The sequence below is a fragment of the Rhodococcus sp. ZPP genome, assembly GCF_017656075.1.
GTDB lineage: Bacteria > Actinomycetota > Actinomycetes > Mycobacteriales > Mycobacteriaceae > Rhodococcus_F > Rhodococcus_F oxybenzonivorans.
Map to the genome: position 1 here is coordinate 611784 of NZ_CP058639.1, position 17933 is coordinate 629716.

At 63.7% G+C, this 17933-nt stretch carries 16 protein-coding genes; 7 read left to right on the plus strand and 9 right to left on the minus strand.

The window, feature by feature from the left end; all coding sequences use genetic code 11:
- Window positions 1–5 precede the first annotated feature (5 nt).
- The 7 genes from HYG77_RS34095 to acs all read left to right on the plus strand — a co-directional run bounded on the left by HYG77_RS34095 (window position 6) and on the right by acs (window position 8097).
- The gene (locus tag HYG77_RS34095; RefSeq protein ID WP_208964008.1) at window positions 6–800 is read left to right on the plus strand and encodes an enoyl-CoA hydratase-related protein; all 795 of its coding nucleotides are present in this window, start codon (window positions 6–8) and stop codon (window positions 798–800) included.
- Complete coding sequence (locus HYG77_RS34100; RefSeq protein ID WP_208964009.1) at window positions 800–1972, plus strand: acyl-CoA dehydrogenase family protein; 1173 nt, start codon at window positions 800–802, stop codon at window positions 1970–1972. Before HYG77_RS34095 ends, HYG77_RS34100 begins: the two co-directional genes overlap by 1 nt.
- Window positions 1973–2046: 74 nt before the next feature.
- A complete protein-coding gene (locus HYG77_RS34105; protein WP_208964010.1) occupies window positions 2047–3462 on the plus strand; it encodes an MFS transporter in 1416 nt (471 codons plus the stop codon).
- A 35-nt stretch (window positions 3463–3497) separates the two neighbouring features.
- Window positions 3498–4667, plus strand: a complete 1170-nt coding sequence (locus tag HYG77_RS34110; protein ID WP_208964011.1) for a thiolase family protein — start codon at window positions 3498–3500, stop codon at window positions 4665–4667.
- A complete protein-coding gene (locus HYG77_RS34115; protein WP_244461486.1) occupies window positions 4664–5095 on the plus strand; it encodes an OB-fold domain-containing protein in 432 nt (143 codons plus the stop codon). The genes HYG77_RS34110 and HYG77_RS34115 overlap by 4 nt, the downstream gene beginning before the upstream one ends.
- A gap of 11 nt (window positions 5096–5106) precedes the next feature.
- Window positions 5107–5736, plus strand: coding sequence for a PaaI family thioesterase (locus tag HYG77_RS34120; protein ID WP_208964012.1), 630 nt, complete (start codon window positions 5107–5109; stop codon window positions 5734–5736).
- A 402-nt stretch (window positions 5737–6138) separates the two neighbouring features.
- Entirely contained in the window at window positions 6139–8097 is a 1959-nt protein-coding gene (gene acs / locus HYG77_RS34125; protein WP_208964013.1) for an acetate--CoA ligase, read from the plus strand.
- A 467-nt stretch (window positions 8098–8564) separates the two neighbouring features.
- Here acs and HYG77_RS34130 read toward each other — a convergent pair whose 3' ends face one another.
- The 9 genes from HYG77_RS34130 to HYG77_RS34170 form a co-directional block, all read right to left on the minus strand.
- Window positions 8565–9020, minus strand: a complete 456-nt coding sequence (locus tag HYG77_RS34130) for a WhiB family transcriptional regulator (RefSeq protein ID WP_348273600.1) — start codon at window positions 9018–9020, stop codon at window positions 8565–8567.
- 76 nt (window positions 9021–9096) lie between these two features.
- Entirely contained in the window at window positions 9097–10086 is a 990-nt protein-coding gene (locus HYG77_RS34135) for a PDR/VanB family oxidoreductase (RefSeq protein WP_208964015.1), read from the minus strand.
- 97 nt (window positions 10087–10183) lie between these two features.
- The gene (locus HYG77_RS34140; protein ID WP_208964016.1) at window positions 10184–11077 is read right to left on the minus strand and encodes an NADP-dependent oxidoreductase; all 894 of its coding nucleotides are present in this window, start codon (window positions 11075–11077) and stop codon (window positions 10184–10186) included.
- Between the two features lie 212 nt (window positions 11078–11289).
- Window positions 11290–11556 (minus strand): hypothetical protein, encoded by a 267-nt coding sequence (locus HYG77_RS34145; protein ID WP_208964017.1) that lies wholly within the window; start codon window positions 11554–11556, stop codon window positions 11290–11292.
- Between the two features lie 137 nt (window positions 11557–11693).
- On the minus strand, window positions 11694–13043 hold the full coding sequence (locus HYG77_RS34150) for an FAD-dependent oxidoreductase (RefSeq protein ID WP_208964018.1): 1350 nt from the start codon (window positions 13041–13043) through the stop codon (window positions 11694–11696).
- Window positions 13044–13063: 20 nt separating this feature from the next.
- Complete coding sequence (gene fdxA, locus HYG77_RS34155) at window positions 13064–13417, minus strand: ferredoxin (RefSeq protein WP_208964019.1); 354 nt, start codon at window positions 13415–13417, stop codon at window positions 13064–13066.
- Between the two features lie 161 nt (window positions 13418–13578).
- Window positions 13579–14691 (minus strand): Zn-dependent alcohol dehydrogenase, encoded by a 1113-nt coding sequence (locus tag HYG77_RS34160; RefSeq protein WP_208964020.1) that lies wholly within the window; start codon window positions 14689–14691, stop codon window positions 13579–13581.
- Window positions 14692–14745: 54 nt separating this feature from the next.
- Entirely contained in the window at window positions 14746–16299 is a 1554-nt protein-coding gene (locus tag HYG77_RS34165; RefSeq protein ID WP_244461487.1) for an aldehyde dehydrogenase family protein, read from the minus strand.
- 46 nt (window positions 16300–16345) lie between these two features.
- Window positions 16346–17545, minus strand: coding sequence for a cytochrome P450 (locus tag HYG77_RS34170; protein WP_208964021.1), 1200 nt, complete (start codon window positions 17543–17545; stop codon window positions 16346–16348).
- Window positions 17546–17933: the final 388 nt, after the last annotated feature.

Sequence of the window (17933 nt, forward strand, 5' to 3'; positions counted from 1 at the left end):
CCATCATGTCTTACACCGAATACCAGTACCTCATCGTCGATGTCGTCGATCGTGTGGCGACGGTAACGATGAACCGGCCCGACAAGCTCAACGTCGCCAACGCTCGACTGCACACCGAGCTGTCCACCATCTTCGACGATCTCCAACGCGATGCCGACGTCGACGTGGTCGTGCTCACCGGCGCCGGCCGGGCATTCTCGGCGGGCGGAGACATCGACTGGATGCAGGAAGCCGTCGACGACCCGGAGTCGTTCGAACAGACAGTCAGCGAGGCGAAACGCATCATCTTCTCCCTGCTCGATCTGGAGAAGCCGATCATCGCGAAGGTGAACGGTCACGCCGTCGGCCTCGGTGCCACCCTCGCTTTGTTCTGCGACGTCATCTTCGCCGCCGAGTCCGCCAAGATCGGCGATCCGCACGTCTCGGTCGGCTTCGTCGCCGGCGACGGTGGCGCCGTGATCTGGCCGCAGCTGATCGGCTACGCCCGGGCCAAGGAGTACCTGCTGACCGGAGACTTGATCCCTGCCAGCGTCGCCGCGGACATCGGCCTGATCAACCATGCCGTGCCCAGCGAAGCCTTGGACGAACGAGTCAACGAATTCGCCGGACGTCTACGCAACGGCGCCACCAAGGCCATTCGCTGGAGCAAGATTTCGACCAACATCGGTCTCAAGCAGCTGGCCCATTCGATCATGGACACGTCGATGGCCTACGAAAGCCTGTCCAACCGCACGGCAGACCACGCCGAAGCCGTGGCCGCGTTCCGTGAGGGACGGACACCGAAGTTCCAGGGCAAGTGATGGCCGGCAACACGCAGCGCGCCCTGTCGGAGGACGCTGTCGAACTCCGGAGCGTCGTGCGTCGATTCGTCGCCGAACAGATGCCCCGGTCCGTCGTCGCCGAGTGGGACAAGAACAACACCTTCCCGCGTGAGGTGTTCGATCGCCTGGCCACGCTGGGTGTGATGGGCCTGGCGATTCCCGAGGAGTACGGCGGATCGGGTGCCGACATACCGGCGACGCTGATGACGATCGAAGAGCTCTCCAAGCGGAGCCTGGCGGTCGCAGTCCCGTACATCATGGCGAGCTGCTACGCGGGGATGACCGTCGTCGAGTGCGGTACCGAGGAACAGAAGAAGCGCTGGCTCCCCGAAATCGCCGAGGGACGAATGATCTTCGCGTACGGATGGACCGAACCCGATGTCGGCGCCGACCTCGCGAGCGTGAAGACCACCGTCCGTCGCGACGGTGATGAACTCGTGGTCAACGGTTCCAAGCGGTTCTGTACGGGCGCCGGGCTGAGCGACTACATCTACACGCTCGCAAAATCCGACCCCGACGGTGCGAAGTACCACAACCTCTCGACGCTCGTCATCCCGTCGAACGCCGAGGGCGTGACGATCACTCCGATCGACACGATGGGGTTGAAGGGAACTTACACGACCGACGTCTCCTTCACGGACGTGCGGATCCCCGTCGACAACCTCATGGGTGGTGAGCAGGCGTGGAACCGCGGCTGGGAACTCATCACCGGCAGCGGCCTCGATATCGAGAAACTCGAGGTGGCCGCCATGTCGCTGGGTATCGCCACCGCCGCCTACGAGGATGCCCTCGCCTACAGCGAGGAGCGGGAACAATTCGGCGTGCCGATCAGCAAGCACCAGTCGATAGCCCACACGCTTGCCGACATGCAGGTTCAGCTGCACGCGTCCCGGCTCGTTCTGGACGACGCGGCTGTGCTGGCCGGACGCGGCGTCCAATGTGGGGTCGAGACCTCGATGGCCAAATTGTTCGTCACCGAGGCCTCGAAAACGGTGGTTCTGAACGCCCAGACCATCATGGGCGCATACGGATACGTCAAGGACTTCGACTGCGAACGTTACGTTCGCGACGTCCTCGTCATGCCGATCATCGGCGGCTCGTCCGCCATCCAACGCAACAACATTCACAAGTGGTCCCGGACCCGCAAGTGAATCCCGCGGTACCGGGCCGGCCGAATCGCGCGGGCAGCCACCGGTATCGGGCGCGGTCGAAGCCGAGCGCGCGGGTGACGGTCGCTGTCGCCTGCGCCGCCCAGCTGATGAACGCGATCAATATCGGTGCCTGCCCCCTGTTGGTGCCGGACATTGCCGGCACCCTGGGTGGCGGCGCATCGAGCCTGTCATGGGTGGTGTCGGCCTACGCCATCGTCTTCGGTGCACTGGTGCTGTGGGGAGGACGTCTGACGGATGCGGTGGGAAGCCGCCCGATCCTCATCACGGGCTTCGCCATCTCCGCCGCCGGTGCCGCGTTGGCCGCGGTGGCACCGACCGCGTGGGTGCTGATCGCCGGCCGGATTATCCAAGGCATCGGTGCGGCACTGGCTGTTCCCGGCGGGCTGGCGTGGCTGGCCGTCTCGACCACCGATCCACGCCGGCGGTCGCGCAATCTGGCGGCTTTCGCCGCCTCGGGCGCGATCGGGTTCGGTGCCGGAGCGCTCGCCGGTGGCATCTTGTCCGATGCGTTGGGTTGGCGGTCGGTGTTCGTCTTCGAGTTCGTTGTCGTTCTGATCCTCACCCTGCTGGCGTGGCGGCTACCGTCGGTAGCAGCGCCGAACAAACCCGCCCCGAGCTATTGGGGGGCCATACTCATCTCGACGGCGCTGTTGCTTTTCGCCTTGTGGTTGGCGCTGGGGTCGAAAACCGGGTGGGGAGAGGTAACCGCGTTGACGACGATGGCCCTCGCAGGAGCGTTGTGGGTAGGTGCTGCTGTCCACGAACGGCGCAGTACGCGTCCGATGATTCCGCATCACCTGTGGCGTGTCCCGGGCCTTGTCGGCGTGTTGATCGCGACGGGGCTGCTCTACGCGGCCTGGGCGGGCAGTTACTACTTCGGTGCGCTCGCCCTCCAAGACCTTGTCGGGTTGAGCATGACCTCCGCAGCGCTGTGGCTGGCTCCGTTGGCAGTTGGAGCGCTTCTGGGATCCCGAGTCGCGGCCAGAGCCCTCTCGCGCGGACAGTCGCGAGACAGCTTGATCATCGCCGGGGGAGCGGTATGCGCTCTCGGACCCCTCGCGGCCTCCTTCCTCTCCGGGAGATCACATGCGGTCCTGTATCTGCTTGTCCTGCTCTTGGCGATCGTCGGCCAGGTCATCGCCTTCGTCGCGCAGAGCGACCTGGTCGTCACTCTCGTCGGTCTCGACTCCGCCGGAATCGGGGGTGCGATGTTCAACTCGGCCGGACAGATCGGCGGCGGTCTGGGGCTTGCGGGGCTTGCCCTGGTCTTCGATGCTTCCACCGAGGGCGCCTTCGGCCGGTTCGGGCTCGTGAGTTATCCGGGCGCCTTCCGGGTCTCCGCCCTGCTCGCGCTCCTCGCGACGGCCGCGATCGTCGTCGTCCGCTTCCAGCTCCGACGTCACACGCCTTTGTCACACGCATCAAAATCCAAACGGAATCCGATCCCGGTGACGGACTCGGAGGCCTGACGCCGGAAGTTTCTTCCAGCAAGGAGGTGGGAAACATGAAAACCAACGAAACACACGCGGCCCCGACCTACATCTCGGGTGTGTCACAGCAGATCGTCGGCCGAGGCCGCCCAGCGCCGTCGTACATGAAACTTCTCGTCGACGCGGCACTGGGCGCACTGGCCGACGCCCAGGTCGATCTGAAGGAAGTCGACGGTGTGGTGCTGTCCTCGTCGATCCCGCAGCCGTTCGAGTGCAACCCAGCCGAACTCGCGGAATATCTGGGAATCTTACCGACGTACACCACGATGGCCCCGTACGGTGGCAGACCCGCAATCGACGTCATCCACATCGCCGAAGCAGCCATCGACTCCGGGCTCGCCTCCAACGTCCTGGTACTGTCCGCCGACAACTTCGCGACCACTCTGGGGATCGACGGCGCGATCAACCTCTATATGAAGAGCTTCGACAAAACCTTCGAACGCCCCTTCGGCCCTATCATCCCGACCGCCTTCGCCCTGATGGCCACCCGCCACATGCACGACTACGGGACCACCCTCGAACAGATGGCGCACCTGGCGGTGACCATCCGTGAGCACGGACTGCTCAATCCGCACACCGAAGTCAAGGGTGAGCTCACCGTTGAGTCCGTGCTGAACGATACCGTCACCAGCAGCCCACTGACCCGCTCGATGCTGGCCTTGATCTCCACCGGCGGAGGACAAGGGTTCCTGGTCACCAAACGACCCCGCAACGACCGAGCCGTACAGATACGGGGATACGGCGAAGCGGCCGCGTTCATGAGCTTGAGCCAGGCACCGAACGTCGCCAAGTTCGACCACATCGGTCTCGCTACCCGGCAGGCTCTCGCCCGGGCGGACGTGACCCTAGCGGACATCGACTTCCTCGAGGTCTACGACCCCGCAGCGATCGTGCCGTTGATCCTTCTCGAAGACATGGGCTTCTGCGACAAGGGTGAAGCCGGAGCCTTCGTAGAAAACGGCGGAATCAAACTGGGCGGACCGCTCCCGATGAACACCCACGGCGGGACCCTGGCCTTCCGACACCCCGGCATGGGTGCTGCTCTCGACTCGGTCGTCGAAGCAGTGACCCAGCTTCGAGGCGAGGCCGGCGAGCGCCAGGTCGCCGACGCCGAACTCGGACTGGTACACGGCCAGGGAAGCTGGCTGGCCAACAACGGATTCCTGATCCTGGGGAGGGCATGATGGCACCGAAAGAAACATTCGAGGCAGTCGATTCTCACGAGGATCCGGCGGCGACGTTCTGGAACGCCTGTGAACGCGACGAACTGCTCATCCAGTACTGCCGCACCTGCGAACAATGGCAGTTCTATCCTCGATTCCTGTGCAGCCACTGCGCCTCCCTGGATGTGGTGTGGCGCCAGGCGAGCGGTGCAGCCACATTGGAGACCTTCAGTGTGGTCCGCCGCGCCGCCGGTGAATTCGAAGCACTGACTCCCTACACGGTCGCGTTGGTGCGCCTCGCGGAAGGCCCCACCATGATGTCGAACGTGGTCGACTGCGCCGAGACCGACCTCGCGATCGGCATGGCCCTGAAGGTGCGCTTCGAAAACCGAAACCACACCCGCATACCCGTCTTTGAGCCTGCTCTCAACGATCCCCGGCAGCAATGAGGAACGACACGATGCAGCAGATCGACGAGGACCTCACCCGGGAGCGAACCCACATTTCCGATCTCCCGGAACCGTGGCTGCAGACCCACCGTGACCTGGTGACATCCGTGCGGCGGCTGATGCATGCGGCAGCCACGACAAGCGCAGACATCGAAGACCTGCGACGGTCGGCCGACCTGATCGCGCAGTCCTCGCAACTCATGGAACAGCAGCTCAGACCGGGCGTGCTTCTCGGCGAGTTCGACAACCCAGGGAAGACCGCAGCCGCCCACACACGGCGGATCGGTGCTCACAATCCATCCTGTATCCCGCTGGAGATTTCCGTCGATGGAGCGACGGCGACTGCAACTGTGACAGCGGACGCCCTCGCCGAAGGCCCCCAAGATTGTCTGCACGGTGGTCTGGGGGCATGGCTGATGGACTGCATGCTCGGCCTGCTGATCGAGTCGACGGGCCGAACATGTGTCACCGCCCAGCTCGAACTCAAGTACCTGGCACCCACCCCCTTGAACCGTCCGCTCAACCTGTACGCGACCGCCGACTCGAGCTCGGGCCGCAAAGTATGGGTGAACTCGTGGATCGAGTGTGAGGGCACTCGCACAGTGGAAGCCAGAGGACTGTTCATCGAACCGCGTCGATGATGTGAAGATGAAAATACGTGCGCCACTTACCTGCGGCACCCAGCAGGTGTACGCACCACCCGCTTACCGCATTTACCGCCGTCCAGCGCGGTCAGGCGAATTTTGATTCCGCAATTTCTCTCGAATTAGTCTGACGGAAGCGAGTCTTGTCGTTGCGTTCCAGGTCGCATCTGTTGGCGCCGATATCGTCCCAATGTGCAGTGATGCCGGAGGTGCACGTGACAAGGTCTTCGCGACGTCGGCGAGGAGCAGTTAGCTACGGTTCGACACCATTTAATCGAATTGCGGAGATCCGGCGCGCACGCCGCAGGGAAAAACCAGCGAGACCATCGATTGGATCGCAGTATGCCCGAGGCGAAGTACCGACCCAGGCGTGACTGCAGGGAGAAGGAGTTGGTTGTAATGCCTTATAACACAGAATCGTTGGATATCGAGATGTTCCCGCCGAGCCCCGAGTTCACCGCGACCGCGAACGCCGGACCCGAACTCCAGGCCGAGGCAGATGCCGATCGACTCGCATTCTGGGCGAAACAGGCGCAACGACTGCACTGGCACGCACCATTCACCGAAGTCCTCGACTGGTCCGATGCCCCCGTGGCGAAGTGGTTCGTCGGCGGCCGGCTCAACGTCGCATTCAACTGCGTCGACCGCCACGTCCTCGAAGGCAACGGCGACCGCGTCGCCATCCACTTCGAGGGCGAACCCGGCGACACCCGCGACCTCACCTACCACGACCTCCTCACCGAAGTGAGCAAGGCGGCCAACACCTTCAGCGACCTCGGACTGGTCCCCGGCGACCGCGTCGCCGTCTACATGCCGATGATCCCCGAGGCCATCGTCACCATGCTCGCCTGTGCACGCCTGGGCCTGACCCATTCCGTCGTCTTCGCCGGTTTCTCCGCCAGCGCCCTGCGCTCCCGCATCGACGACGCCGAAGCCAAACTCGTCGTCACCGTCGACGGCCAATGGCGCCGAGGCCAGGCGGCCCCCCTCAAACCCTCGGTCGACGACGCTCTGGCCGGCGCAGCCGATGATCCGACGGATGCTGGCGCCGAATCCGTCAGGAACGTGCTCGTCGTCAAACGCACCGGCATCGACGTCGACATGGCCGAGGGCCGGGACCTGTGGTGGCACGACACCGTCGAAAAAGCCTCCGACACCCACGAGCCGAAGCCGTTCGACTCCGAACATCCCCTGTTCATCCTCTACACCTCCGGCACCACCGGAAAGCCCAAGGGCATCATCCACACCTCCGGCGGCTACCTCACCCAGGCCTCCTACACCCACCACAACGTGTTCGACCACAAAGTCGGGCAGGACGTGTACTGGTGCACCGCCGACATCGGCTGGGTCACCGGGCACAGCTACATCGTCTACGGACCGCTGTCCAACGGCGTCACCCAGGTGGTCTACGAAGGCACCCCGAACTCCCCCGACGAGCACCGCCACTTCCAGATCATCGAAAAGTACGGTGTCAGCATCTACTACACCGCTCCCACCCTGGTGCGTACCTTCATGAAGTGGGGCCGGGAGATCCCCGACGCCCACGACCTGTCCTCGATCCGGCTCCTCGGCAGCGTCGGCGAACCCATCAACCCCGAGGCGTGGAAGTGGTTCCGTGAGGTGATCGGCGGAAACACGGCACCGATCGTCGACACCTGGTGGCAGACCGAGACCGGGGCGATCATGATCTCCCCGCTCCCCGGCATCACCGCCACCAAACCCGGATCCGCCATGGCACCGCTGCCCGGCATCTCCGCCAAGATCGTCGACGACGACGCCAAGGAACTCGGCAACGGCGAATCCGGCTACCTGGTGCTCGACAAGCCGTGGCCGGCGATGCTGCGCGGTATCTGGGGCGACATGGACCGCTACCGCGACACCTACTGGTCCCGCTACCCCGAGCAGGGCTGGTACTTCGCCGGTGACGGCGCCAAGTACGACGAAGACGGCGCCCTGTGGGTCCTCGGCCGCGTCGACGACGTCATGAACGTTTCCGGCCACCGCATCTCCACCTCCGAAGTCGAATCCGCCCTCGTCGGACACCACGGAGTCGCCGAAGCCGCCGTCGTCGGAGCCGCCGACGAGACCACCGGCCAGGGCATCGTCGCGTTCGTCATCCTCCGCGAAGGCGTCGAGAACACCGGCGACGACCTGATCGCCGAACTCAAAGCCGAGGTCGCGCGGGAAATCAGCCCCATCGCGAAGCCGCGGCAGATCACCGTCGTCCCGGAACTACCCAAAACCCGCTCCGGCAAAATCATGCGTCGACTACTCAAGGACATCGCCGAAGGCCGCGACCTCGGCGACACCTCCACCCTCGTCGACCCCAAAGTCTTCGACGCCATCCGCGGCAAGTAGGGCGCTGACTCGCAGCAACGGGCGAACGACACCTGTACACCCGGGGATGGCTGCTGCATCGATAGTGTCTAACCCGCGGTCCTGCCGGTGGGTGAGCACGCCGGCATGGTGGAAGCAGCGCTACCGGCCGGAAACGAAGAGCGGCCGTCGACAACAGTCGGGCTCTTCTCAAAGCCGTGCCGGCCACGCACTCGTGCTGTATTCCAGTCAATCCGGTGTCGCTACCGTGGTCTCCAGTCTCCTCACGAAAACCACATCCACGCCAGGTCCTTCAGTTTCAGGGTGGGTCACACCCATGCGCTCCGAATCGCTGGTCGAGGCCGCCGCATATGAGAGCAACCGTGCGGCCGGGCGGGGCGGAAAACCCGTGAGTGACGCCGATCTTTGGCTGAGGCTGCCGCGGTCGGCTTCACTTCTCGGAATGTGCTGCGTCAAGGTAGTCGATCCGAAGCACTCGTTCCGGGCGGTCAGAACGCGTGGCCACCGGCCGTGCGGGCGGCGGGTAGGGAAGCAAGTGGTAGGCACCTGATTCGTTTTCGTTGCCGACGGCGGGTGCTCCTGCGGTCGGCCTCGGTCATGCCGCCCCACAGTCCGTGCCGTTCGCCCGTTGTCAGGGCATGGTTGCCGCACGTCACGAGGACCGGGCAGACCTGACATATCCTGCGTGCCCGGTCTTCCCGACGGGCACGGTCACGGCTGCGTTCACCGTCGGGGCCGAAGAACACCGACGGGTCACTTCGCCGGCACGCAGCGCGCAACCTCCAATCGCCGGGTACAGCGGTGACGACGGTGCCTGTCGAAAGCGATTGCTGGCGGTTCATTTTCGGCACCTTCCTCGGATGCGCCGGGTCATAGGTGTAGGCATTCGACGTCAGAGCGGGACGCGTCCCTCGAAATCGCCAGTGGATGCGGGTGGATGACATTTGTCGGGGCGTGCATCGGAAGCCTGGTCGCGTCAGGTGCAACGCCGGTGCAAGAGCTGATGGCCAGTACCTGTCCTCACAGGTCGAGCTTCAACCGAGCGCCGGCTTTCGACCGGGACACACAGATGAACATCGACGAGGCGGATGCCTTCTCGTCATCGGTCATGACCGCGTCGCGGTGGTCCGGGTCGCCCTCCAACACGGCGGTCTGGCATGTACCGCAGACCCCTTCCTCACACGATGACAACGTCGGCAAACCGAGATCATTCGCCACATCCAGGATCGACCGATCCGCTGGAATCATCGCCGTGACACCGCTCGCCGCGAACTCGACTTCGAATTCGACGTCACCGGCAGAATCGACATCCTGTGCGACGAATCGTTCCACGTGCAGGCTGCCGGTCGGCCAATGATCGGATGCTTGCGCGAGGGCATCGAGCAACGGGCCCGGACCGCAGGCGTAGATCAGGGTGTCATCGCGCACCTGCTGGAGATACTCAGCGAAGTCGACCCGCCCCTTCGTGTCCTCCGGCACGATCGTGACGCGGTCACCGTATCGTGTGAGGTCAGCGACGAAAGCCATCGTGTCCAGGGAGCGGCCGCCGTAGACCAAGGACCACTCGGCGCCTCGCCTCTCTGCTTCGCCGATCATGGGCAGGATCGGCGTGATGCCGATTCCGCCGGCAACGAAGATGTATTTCTGCGCGGGTAACAGCGGAAAGCGGTTCCTGGGGGCGCTGACGACCAGCTCCGTCCCTGCGTGCACCGCGTCATGGATCGCTCGGGAACCCCCGCGGCTCGCGGGTTCCCGCAGCACCGCGATGCGCCAGGAGTTCGGGTCGGGTTCGGCGTCGCTCAGCGAATACTGGCGGGTCACCCCGGCGACCCCGATGTCGATGTGCGCACCCGGCTCCCATGTCGGCAACTGTCCGCCATCTGGGTGCACCAGCCGCAGCGAGACCACGCCTGATGCTTCGGTGATTCGTTCCGAAACCCGCAGTTGCACAAAGTCGGCGGGTGCGGTCGAGGGAGCGGGGGTGAAGTTTTGTACTGGTGGGGGGTTCATTGCTGGCCTTCTGCGAGATTTGTGATGTGTTCATGTGGGAGGCTCGGCGAGGTGTACGCGCTGGGCAGGGTTGCCGGGCGAGCGAGTGCGGTGGGGGTCAGACGACGAGCGTGATGCGGCGCCCCAGATGGCGCTCGTACTCGCGGTGAGCAGCCTCGATCTCCGAAAACTTGAACGTTGTCGACTCGGGAAGGTCGAGCTCACCGGCAGTGAGGAGTTCGGCGAGTGCGTGCAACATCGCGCCGGACTCGCGAGCGATTACCAGCGTCGCGCTGTCCTTTGACACGCTGTGGGGTGGGCTTCCCGGGACCACGGTGACGTAGTGTCCCCCGGGCCGTAACGCGGCGGACAGGTCGATTCCGGCGGCATCGATCACTGCGTCGACGCGGGAGGTCGGCGGGGAGCCGATATACACTTCCTCGGCTACACCGGCCGGCACCAATTCTGCCTGCTCGGCCCGCCGAACCAACGCGTGCGCGCGGTATCCGCGGAGTTGGAGAAGCTGCAGTGCAATACGTCCGACCGCGCCGACGGCGCCGGAGACAAGCACTTCAGATCCCTGGGGCAACTGCAGAGCGTCGACGGCCTGCATCGCGGTCAAACCGGGGAGGGGTAACTGGGCCAAGATGGCCGGATCGACATCCTCGGGGGCACGAGCTAGGGACGTTTCCGGCAGGCAAACGAACTCCGACCATGTCCCGGTACCGGTGACGGCCAACGTCGAGACACCAATTACCCGAGCACCGGGCAGAAACCTGCCGACCTGCGGGCCCGTCTCCTTGACGATGCCCACCAGGTCGTACCCGAGAGTGAATGGCGCATTTCCCTGACGAGGTGTGATCATCCCGCTACGAATTTTTACGTCCGCGGGATTGATCGCCGATGCCTCGAGGGCGATGAGTACTTCGCCCTCGCCCGGACTGGGGACTGGAATATCTCGCAACTGGAGCACATCGATGTCCCCAGGAGAGTCGAACTGAACAGCGAACATGGTTCATACCTTTTCGTGTGTGAGAACGACGACGATCTCGGGAGGGGACGGAGCGATCCACATGCGATCGAACCTCGACGCCAGGCCGCATTCATCCCGGCGGTGTCCCATACCAGAACCGGCTGACCGTCGCGTCTGTCTACGCGGAAGTTGTGACTTCGGGCTCGCCACGCAGTAATTCGAGACAGGCCGCGATGTTCCGTCACCGCGGGTCATTCGCACAGGAGTTCTTTCACCAGGCCGGGATCGCCGCGCCACTTCGCGACCGGGACCAGGACCACGAGCTGGCAGACCCGCTGCACGGCTTCTTCGACGACGTCGCGTTCCTCATTGGTCAAGGCCAACCGGCGATACAACCGGGTGAGTTCGCAGCGTACGACTTGGTCGACTTGTGATTCGAGTACTGGGAGGCCGTGCGCATGCGCTCGTGGCGGCAGCTCGATTTCGGGAGCCAGCTCTTCTTCGACAGTGACAGACACGGTCGTCCTCCTTCACATGCGCGAACACGGTTGCTTCACGTCAGATAGGGCAGTGACTTTCATATGCCGCGACACCTATGTACGTACACCGACTGAGGGTTCTGTCCGTTGAGCGATCGAGTGGGCGACGATCTCGCTCACCCTGAGGTGAGCACTTCGTGCCCGAGCCGTCGCAGAGTGTCCCAATCGGGGATCTTTGTTCGATCCTTACCTGCAACCCGGCCCCGCTCGATCTCGTCACCGTTGATTCGTAGCCAGCCGTCGTATCCGACGACCTTGACTCCGCGCGTCCGCAGTGCCGCGTCTACGGCATCAGCGGACACACTGGTACCGGGTTCGGGACCGGAGGCGAGGTCCTCCATCACACTGGCGACGGTTTCGACCGAGTCGACGCGGTTGGTTCCGATCACCCCCGAGGGTCCACGCTTGAGCCATCCGGTGACGTACTGCGCCGGGACAACATGCCCGTCACCATCGACAACCCTGCCGAGCTGGTTGGGAATGGTGCCTCGGACAGAGTCGAACGGCAGGCCGTCGAGGGGAACACTGCGGTAGCCGACCGATCTGAGGATGAGCTGGGCGGGAAGGGTGTCGAACTCGCCGGTGCCGTGCACGGTGCCGTCCGGTGAGAGTTCGGTGCGCTCGATGCGAAGGCCGTCGACGTGCTCGTAGCCGAGGATCTCGACCGGATTTCGCCAGAAGTGAAAGTGAATTCGGTGAGTTCGGTCGGTGCGCGGCCGGGACGCGAACTCCTCGAAGACTGCGAGGTTGGCGAGGGTGGCTTTGTCGAGGCCTTCGCGTGGTGCGCGGGTGAGCTCGGCGGGATCGATGATGATGTCTGCGTCGGTGAGATTGCGGAGTTCGCGGAGCTCTTTCGTGGTGAATTTGGCGAATTCCGGTCCGCGGCGGCAGATCACGTGGATGTCGCGGACGCGGCTGTCGCGCAGCGTGTCCAGGACATGCGGTGGCATGTCGGTACTGTCGAGCTCTGCGGCAGTTTTCGCGAGGATTCTTGCTACGTCGAGGGCGACATTTCCGGCGCCGATCACAGCGACGGTGTCCTCGCGCAGGTGAAAATCATTCGGGCTGTCGGGGTGGCCGCCGTACCAGGACACGAAGGCGGTCGCGGAGCGGCTGCCGAGCAGGTCTTCTCCTGCGATTCCGATCGCTCGGTCGCGCGAGGCGCCGGTTGCGTAGATCGTCGCGTTGTAATGCGCGTCGAGGAACGGGCGGTCGACATCGGTGCCGAATTCCACATTTCCGAGGAATCGGACCTTGGGATTTTCCAGGATGCGTTGCAGGCTTCCGATGACGGCCTTGATCCGGGGGTGATCTGGTGCAACACCGTAGCGGACGAGCCCGTATGGGGCGGGAACGCGGTCGATGATGTCGACCTCGACGTAGACGTCGTGTTGCCGGACCAGCTCGTCGGCGGCGAACAGGCCGGCGGGGCCGGAGCCGATTACGGCTATGCGGGCATTTCTCATGGGAAGGTCCTCGGAGCGAGTCACAGCTGGTTCGACGGGCAAGGCGGCTGGCTGGCCACGAGCGGGGTGTCGACACCGACCGGACCGTAATCTCGGGCACCGCCGATCAGACCGAGTTCGGCATCACGTCCGGGCAGGACGGAGTAGAAGAAGTCCCGATTGTCGGCGACGTGCTGCTCCTGATCCGGGGGTACCTCGGTTTCGTACGTGATTGCCTCGACCGGGCAGTTCGGTTCACATGCCCCGCAGTCGATGCATTCGTCGGGATGGATGTACAGCTTGCGGGCACCTTCGTAGATGCAATGAACCGGGCACACTTCCATGCAGCTCTTGTCCATGATGTCGGTGCAGGGGCCCGAGATGACGTAGGCCATTTTCTTTCTCCTTGATGTCGCGCGGTTCTCCACGTGGATCGGTGCCCGGCTGAGGGGGATCGGCGCCCAGGGTCGACATTGGTGACTTCGAGCCCTGGGCGTCGTCGGCCTTATGCAGGTCGGTCCGTCGATGACACGTCCGGCCCTAGCGGGGAGTCGGTTCAGTGTTCGTGAACGATGACGCCGCGGATGTTCTTGTGGTGTTCGAGATCTTCGTAGCCCTGGTTGACCTGTTCGAGTGAGTAGGTCTGAGTGATGAGCTCATCGAGCTTTACGTGGCCGCTCTGGTACAAGCTCAGCAGCTTCGGGATGTCGTAGACGGGGTTGCAACCACCGTAGAGTGAGCCCTGAATACGTTTGCCCCACAGAGCGAGCTGGACCCCTGACAGTTGGATCGTGTCATCCTCGTACTGGCCCATCGAGGTGATGACGATGGTGCCGCCCTTCGATGTGGCCTCGGCGGCGTCCGAGACCGATTGGGCGGTCAGCTGATCGATGGTGATGATGGTGCTGTCGGCACCGACACCCCACGTCAGTTCCTGTACCAGGGCGAGAGCTTCCTCGGCGGACTCCGCGGTGTGGGTGGCCCCGAAACGTTTGGCGTTCTCCCGCTTGAACGGAACCGGATCGACCGCGATCAGGTGCTGGGCGCCGGCATACGCAGCTCCCTGAACAGCGTTGATGCCGATGCCGCCGATGCCGTAGACGACGACGGTATCTCCCGCCCGCACATTCGCCGAGTTGACCGCCGATCCCCAACCGGTGGGGACGCCGCAGCCGACCAGGGCGGCTTTGTCCAGAGGAATCCAATCGTGGATCGGGATCACCGAATTTTCGTGGACGGTCGCATACTGGCTGAACGTGCCGACGGTCATCATGGACCCGTAGTCACCGTTCTTGCCTTTGAACGGGAACCGGCCACCGGGCAGGAAGCCTTCGAGTCCGTTGGCACCCATGTCGCACAGCCGGGAGTTGCCGGTCGCGCACCACCTGCACCGACCGCAGACCGGGAAGAATGATGCGACGAAGTGATCGCCGGGCTTGACGTTCGTGACCTTGGATCCGACTTCGAGAACTTCTCCGGCTGCTTCGTGACCGAACACCATAGGTGCCCGGAAGGGCAGGTGTCCCTTGACCATGTGCAGGTCGGAGTGACAGAGCCCTGAGTAGTCGTACCGGACGAGGACTTCGTTCTCGTCGGGGGCGACGACCTCGAGTTCTTCGATCTCGAAGGGCTTGCCCGCTTCGTAGAGCACTGCGGCTTTGGTTTTCATGCTTACTCCGTTTCGTTGAAGAGCGTCAGGCGCACAGCGCCGAGGAACTACAGATCAGTCGGACGGCGGAACCGACAGGACCAGGCCGTATGCCCGATTTTCGAGCTTCGGCTCCAGGCAGATCTGGATCGATTTCTGTTCGGTGTACTCATCGAGGGCGTGCGCGCTGAGTTCCCGGCCGACACCGCTCTGCTTGTATCCGCCGAACGGATATTCCTGATTGCCCATGTGCCAGTCGTTGATCCACACCGAGCCGGCCTCGAGCTGGCGGGCCACGGCGAGCGCCTGGTTGAGGTCCTGGCTCCACACCCCGGCCGACAACCCGTACTCGGTGTCGTTGGCGATCTTGACTGCTTCCTCGATGGAGTCGTAGCGGATCACCGCAAGGACGGGGCCGAACACCTCCTCGCGTGCCACCGTCATGTCGTTGGTGACATTGGTGAGGATGGTCGGTTCGACCCAGAAGCCTCGCCGGTATCGTTCGCCCGCAGGGACGCCGCCGCCGTACGCGACCGTGGCACCCTCGTTCTTCGCCGATTCGATGTAGCCGAGCACCCTGTCACGCTGTGCTGCATTGATGAGTGGTCCGACGTCGGTATCGGGCTCGAGCGGGTTGCCGATCTTCTGGGTTCGCAGTCGGGCGATCATCCGGTTCACGAACTCGTCGTGAAGGGACGAGGGGACCAGCAGTCGAGTTCCCGATTCACAGGCCTGACCGGCGTGCATCATGAAGGCCCAGATCGATCCGTCGACAGCCGTTCTCAGGTCGGCGTCGTCGAGGATGATGTTGGCGCCCTTGCCGCCGAGTTCGAGCGTCACCTTCTTGAGGTTCCCGGCGCCGGCGTGGACGATCTCCTTGCCGATGGCGGTGGATCCGGTGAACGACACCTTGCGGACGTCCGGGTGGGCGGCGAGGTGAGCTCCCACTACCTCACCGTCACCGGTGACCACGTTGAATACCCCGTCGGGAACACCAGCATTCTTCAGCTCTTTCGCAAGCTCGAGTGCTCCGATGGGTGTCTTCTCGTCCGTCTTGAGCACCACCGAGTTACCCGCGGCCAGGGCCGGCATCACCTTCCACACGGCCAGAGCCGTAGGAAAGTTCCACGGCACGATCGCCACGCAGACTCCGATCGGCTCGCGCCGGATCAGCCCACCGGAAAGAACCGGTCCGACCAGCGGCCCCGGTCGCTCGAAATCCTGCTTGCGGAGGACGTCGGCGAAGTACCGGGTGTTGCTCACCGGCATGCCCACACTGAAGGCGTTGGACAGGTTGAGGGGGGCGCCGCCCTCGCGGCTGCCGAGGATGGTCAGCTCCTCGGCTCGGGCCTCCAATGCGTCGGCAACGCGGTCGAGGATCTCGGCCCGCCCACCGGGAGAGATGTTTCGCCAGATCCCCGACTCGAATGTGCGTTTCGCGGCCTGCACCGCGGCGTCGGCATGCTGTGTTCCGCCCTTGGCCGCGGTGGCGAATACCTCCTCGGTGGCCGGGTCGGTCAGGTTGTACTTGTCCTCGCTGTCGACCCATTCGCCGTCGATGAACATCTGGTAGTGAGTCACCGCGGTGGTGGAGTTGTCGTGGGTGCTGGGTTGCGTCGTGGTTGTCATCGGACTGTCCGCCTCCGTGTGTTGTTCGCGTGATCCATCGACTCGCTCAACGCTCCGGAGCGAGCTCGAGGAGGAGCTTTTCCGGTCCGCGAGTGAACAAGCCGACGTCCACCGGTTCGAAGCCGTCCGCGAAGCGCAGGTTGGGGTATTTCTCGAACAGCTGGGTCAGTGCCGTTTCCGCTTCGCGCTTCGCGAGCAGGGAACCCACACAGAAATGCCGGCCGAGTGCGAATGCGATGTGATCGGCTGCGCCGGCGAAGGCCCGATCCATGGCGATGTCTTCGCGGAAGATGTCGAACTTGTCCGGATCTTCGTACCTGCGCTCGTCCCGGTTGGCGGCGCCGTTGACGCACGCGACGACGCTGTTGGCCGGGATGATTCCGCCCGCGACCTCGACGTCCGCAGTTGCTGTGCGGAGAATGATCTGGACGGGAGGGTGGTAGCGCAGGTTTTCCACGAGCGCATTGGTAGCCAGTGCCGGGTTCGCGCGCACCGCTTCGAGCTGGTCGGGGTGCTGCAGCAAGTGCTTGATCGTGCTGGCGATCGCCTTGTCGGTCGTCTCGCCGCCAGCGATGAGAAGAAGACCGATCAAGGCCTTGATCTGCTCGTCGGAGAGCTGTTCACCTTCCAACTCGGCCTGGCAGAGCCGGGAGATCAGATCGTTTCCGGGGTTTCGGCGCCGCTCGGCGATGATCGGCAAGATGTATGCCGGATACTCCTGCTGGGTCCGCATGCCCCACGCGTGAATCTCCGGGTCCTGGGTGAGGTTGGCCAGGAACGCCATCAGCGAGGAATACCACTCGTGGAACTTGGACAGGTCCTCCTTGGGCAGGTCCAGCATCTTGACGATGACATTGATCGGGAACCACTTCGTGAAATTCTCGATGACATCGACCGCCCCGGACTCGGGCAGGGCCGCGATCATGTCGGTTGCGAGCTGATCGACCTGCGGAAGCAGGTCATCGAGATAGGTGCCGCGCAGAGCCGGAGTGATCAACTGCCGGTTGATGGTGTGCTCACGGCCAGACATCTGGATGACGGTCCGCCCGATGACCGGCTCCATCTGGAAGGCGTAGTTCTCATTGCTGAAGGCGTCCGAATCGCGGTACACCCGCGCCACGTCGTCGTACCGGCTGACGAAGTAGTAGCCACTGGCTTCGTGGTGGAGCAGGGGGTAGTGGTCGCGCATGATCTTGTAGTACTTGTGCGGGTCCCGGGCGAAATCATCCGATAGGACGTCCGGCATCGCGGGGATACTTGTCGTCACCACATTCTCGCTTCTCTTCGTAGGGGGTAAGAGGCGGTCGAGGACCGAGCGGTGCGAACTTCGCTACCGACGAGTCGTCGTGCTCGACAGCTGACGTAAGTCCGAGCCACCGCCAACATCCAGTGATGAGGATCTCAATTGCGGGACGGGTGTGATGGGCGAGATATACCTGCTTCACTACCTGTATTCCCTATGCAGGTATGCCCGCGGAACCCGGAGTCACCCCCTGCGCGCGCCAACCGGCCGAACCTGGGGGGTCGCACACAGGAGTAGTGATTGGCAACCGTGGACCCACCGCAGGACCAAACCGATCTGTGCAGGCAGGCGCATGCAGCGCTATGGTCGCCGGAATAAGGCACCGCAGCAC

Excerpts from the sequence above, each read along its gene's own strand:
- HYG77_RS34110 (WP_208964011.1), top strand. The coding sequence starts at position 3,498 with ATGAAAACCAACGAAACACACGCGGCCCCGACCTACATCTCGGGTGTG.
- HYG77_RS34120 (WP_208964012.1), top strand. The coding sequence starts at position 5,107 with ATGCAGCAGATCGACGAGGACCTCACCCGGGAGCGAACCCACATTTCC.
- fdxA (WP_208964019.1), bottom strand. The coding sequence starts at position 13,417 with ATGGCCTACGTCATCTCGGGCCCCTGCACCGACATCATGGACAAGAGC.
- HYG77_RS34130 (WP_348273600.1), bottom strand. The coding sequence starts at position 9,020 with ATGTCATCCACCCGCATCCACTGGCGATTTCGAGGGACGCGTCCCGCT.
- HYG77_RS34095 (WP_208964008.1), top strand. The coding sequence starts at position 6 with ATGTCTTACACCGAATACCAGTACCTCATCGTCGATGTCGTCGATCGT.
- HYG77_RS34165 (WP_244461487.1), bottom strand. The coding sequence starts at position 16,299 with ATGACAACCACGACGCAACCCAGCACCCACGACAACTCCACCACCGCG.
- HYG77_RS34140 (WP_208964016.1), bottom strand. The coding sequence starts at position 11,077 with ATGTTCGCTGTTCAGTTCGACTCTCCTGGGGACATCGATGTGCTCCAG.
- HYG77_RS34115 (WP_244461486.1), top strand. The coding sequence starts at position 4,664 with ATGATGGCACCGAAAGAAACATTCGAGGCAGTCGATTCTCACGAGGAT.
- HYG77_RS34100 (WP_208964009.1), top strand. The coding sequence starts at position 800 with ATGGCCGGCAACACGCAGCGCGCCCTGTCGGAGGACGCTGTCGAACTC.
- acs (WP_208964013.1), top strand. The coding sequence starts at position 6,139 with ATGCCTTATAACACAGAATCGTTGGATATCGAGATGTTCCCGCCGAGC.
- HYG77_RS34170 (WP_208964021.1), bottom strand. The coding sequence starts at position 17,545 with ATGCCGGACGTCCTATCGGATGATTTCGCCCGGGACCCGCACAAGTAC.
- HYG77_RS34135 (WP_208964015.1), bottom strand. The coding sequence starts at position 10,086 with ATGAACCCCCCACCAGTACAAAACTTCACCCCCGCTCCCTCGACCGCA.
- HYG77_RS34150 (WP_208964018.1), bottom strand. The coding sequence starts at position 13,043 with ATGAGAAATGCCCGCATAGCCGTAATCGGCTCCGGCCCCGCCGGCCTG.
- HYG77_RS34160 (WP_208964020.1), bottom strand. The coding sequence starts at position 14,691 with ATGAAAACCAAAGCCGCAGTGCTCTACGAAGCGGGCAAGCCCTTCGAG.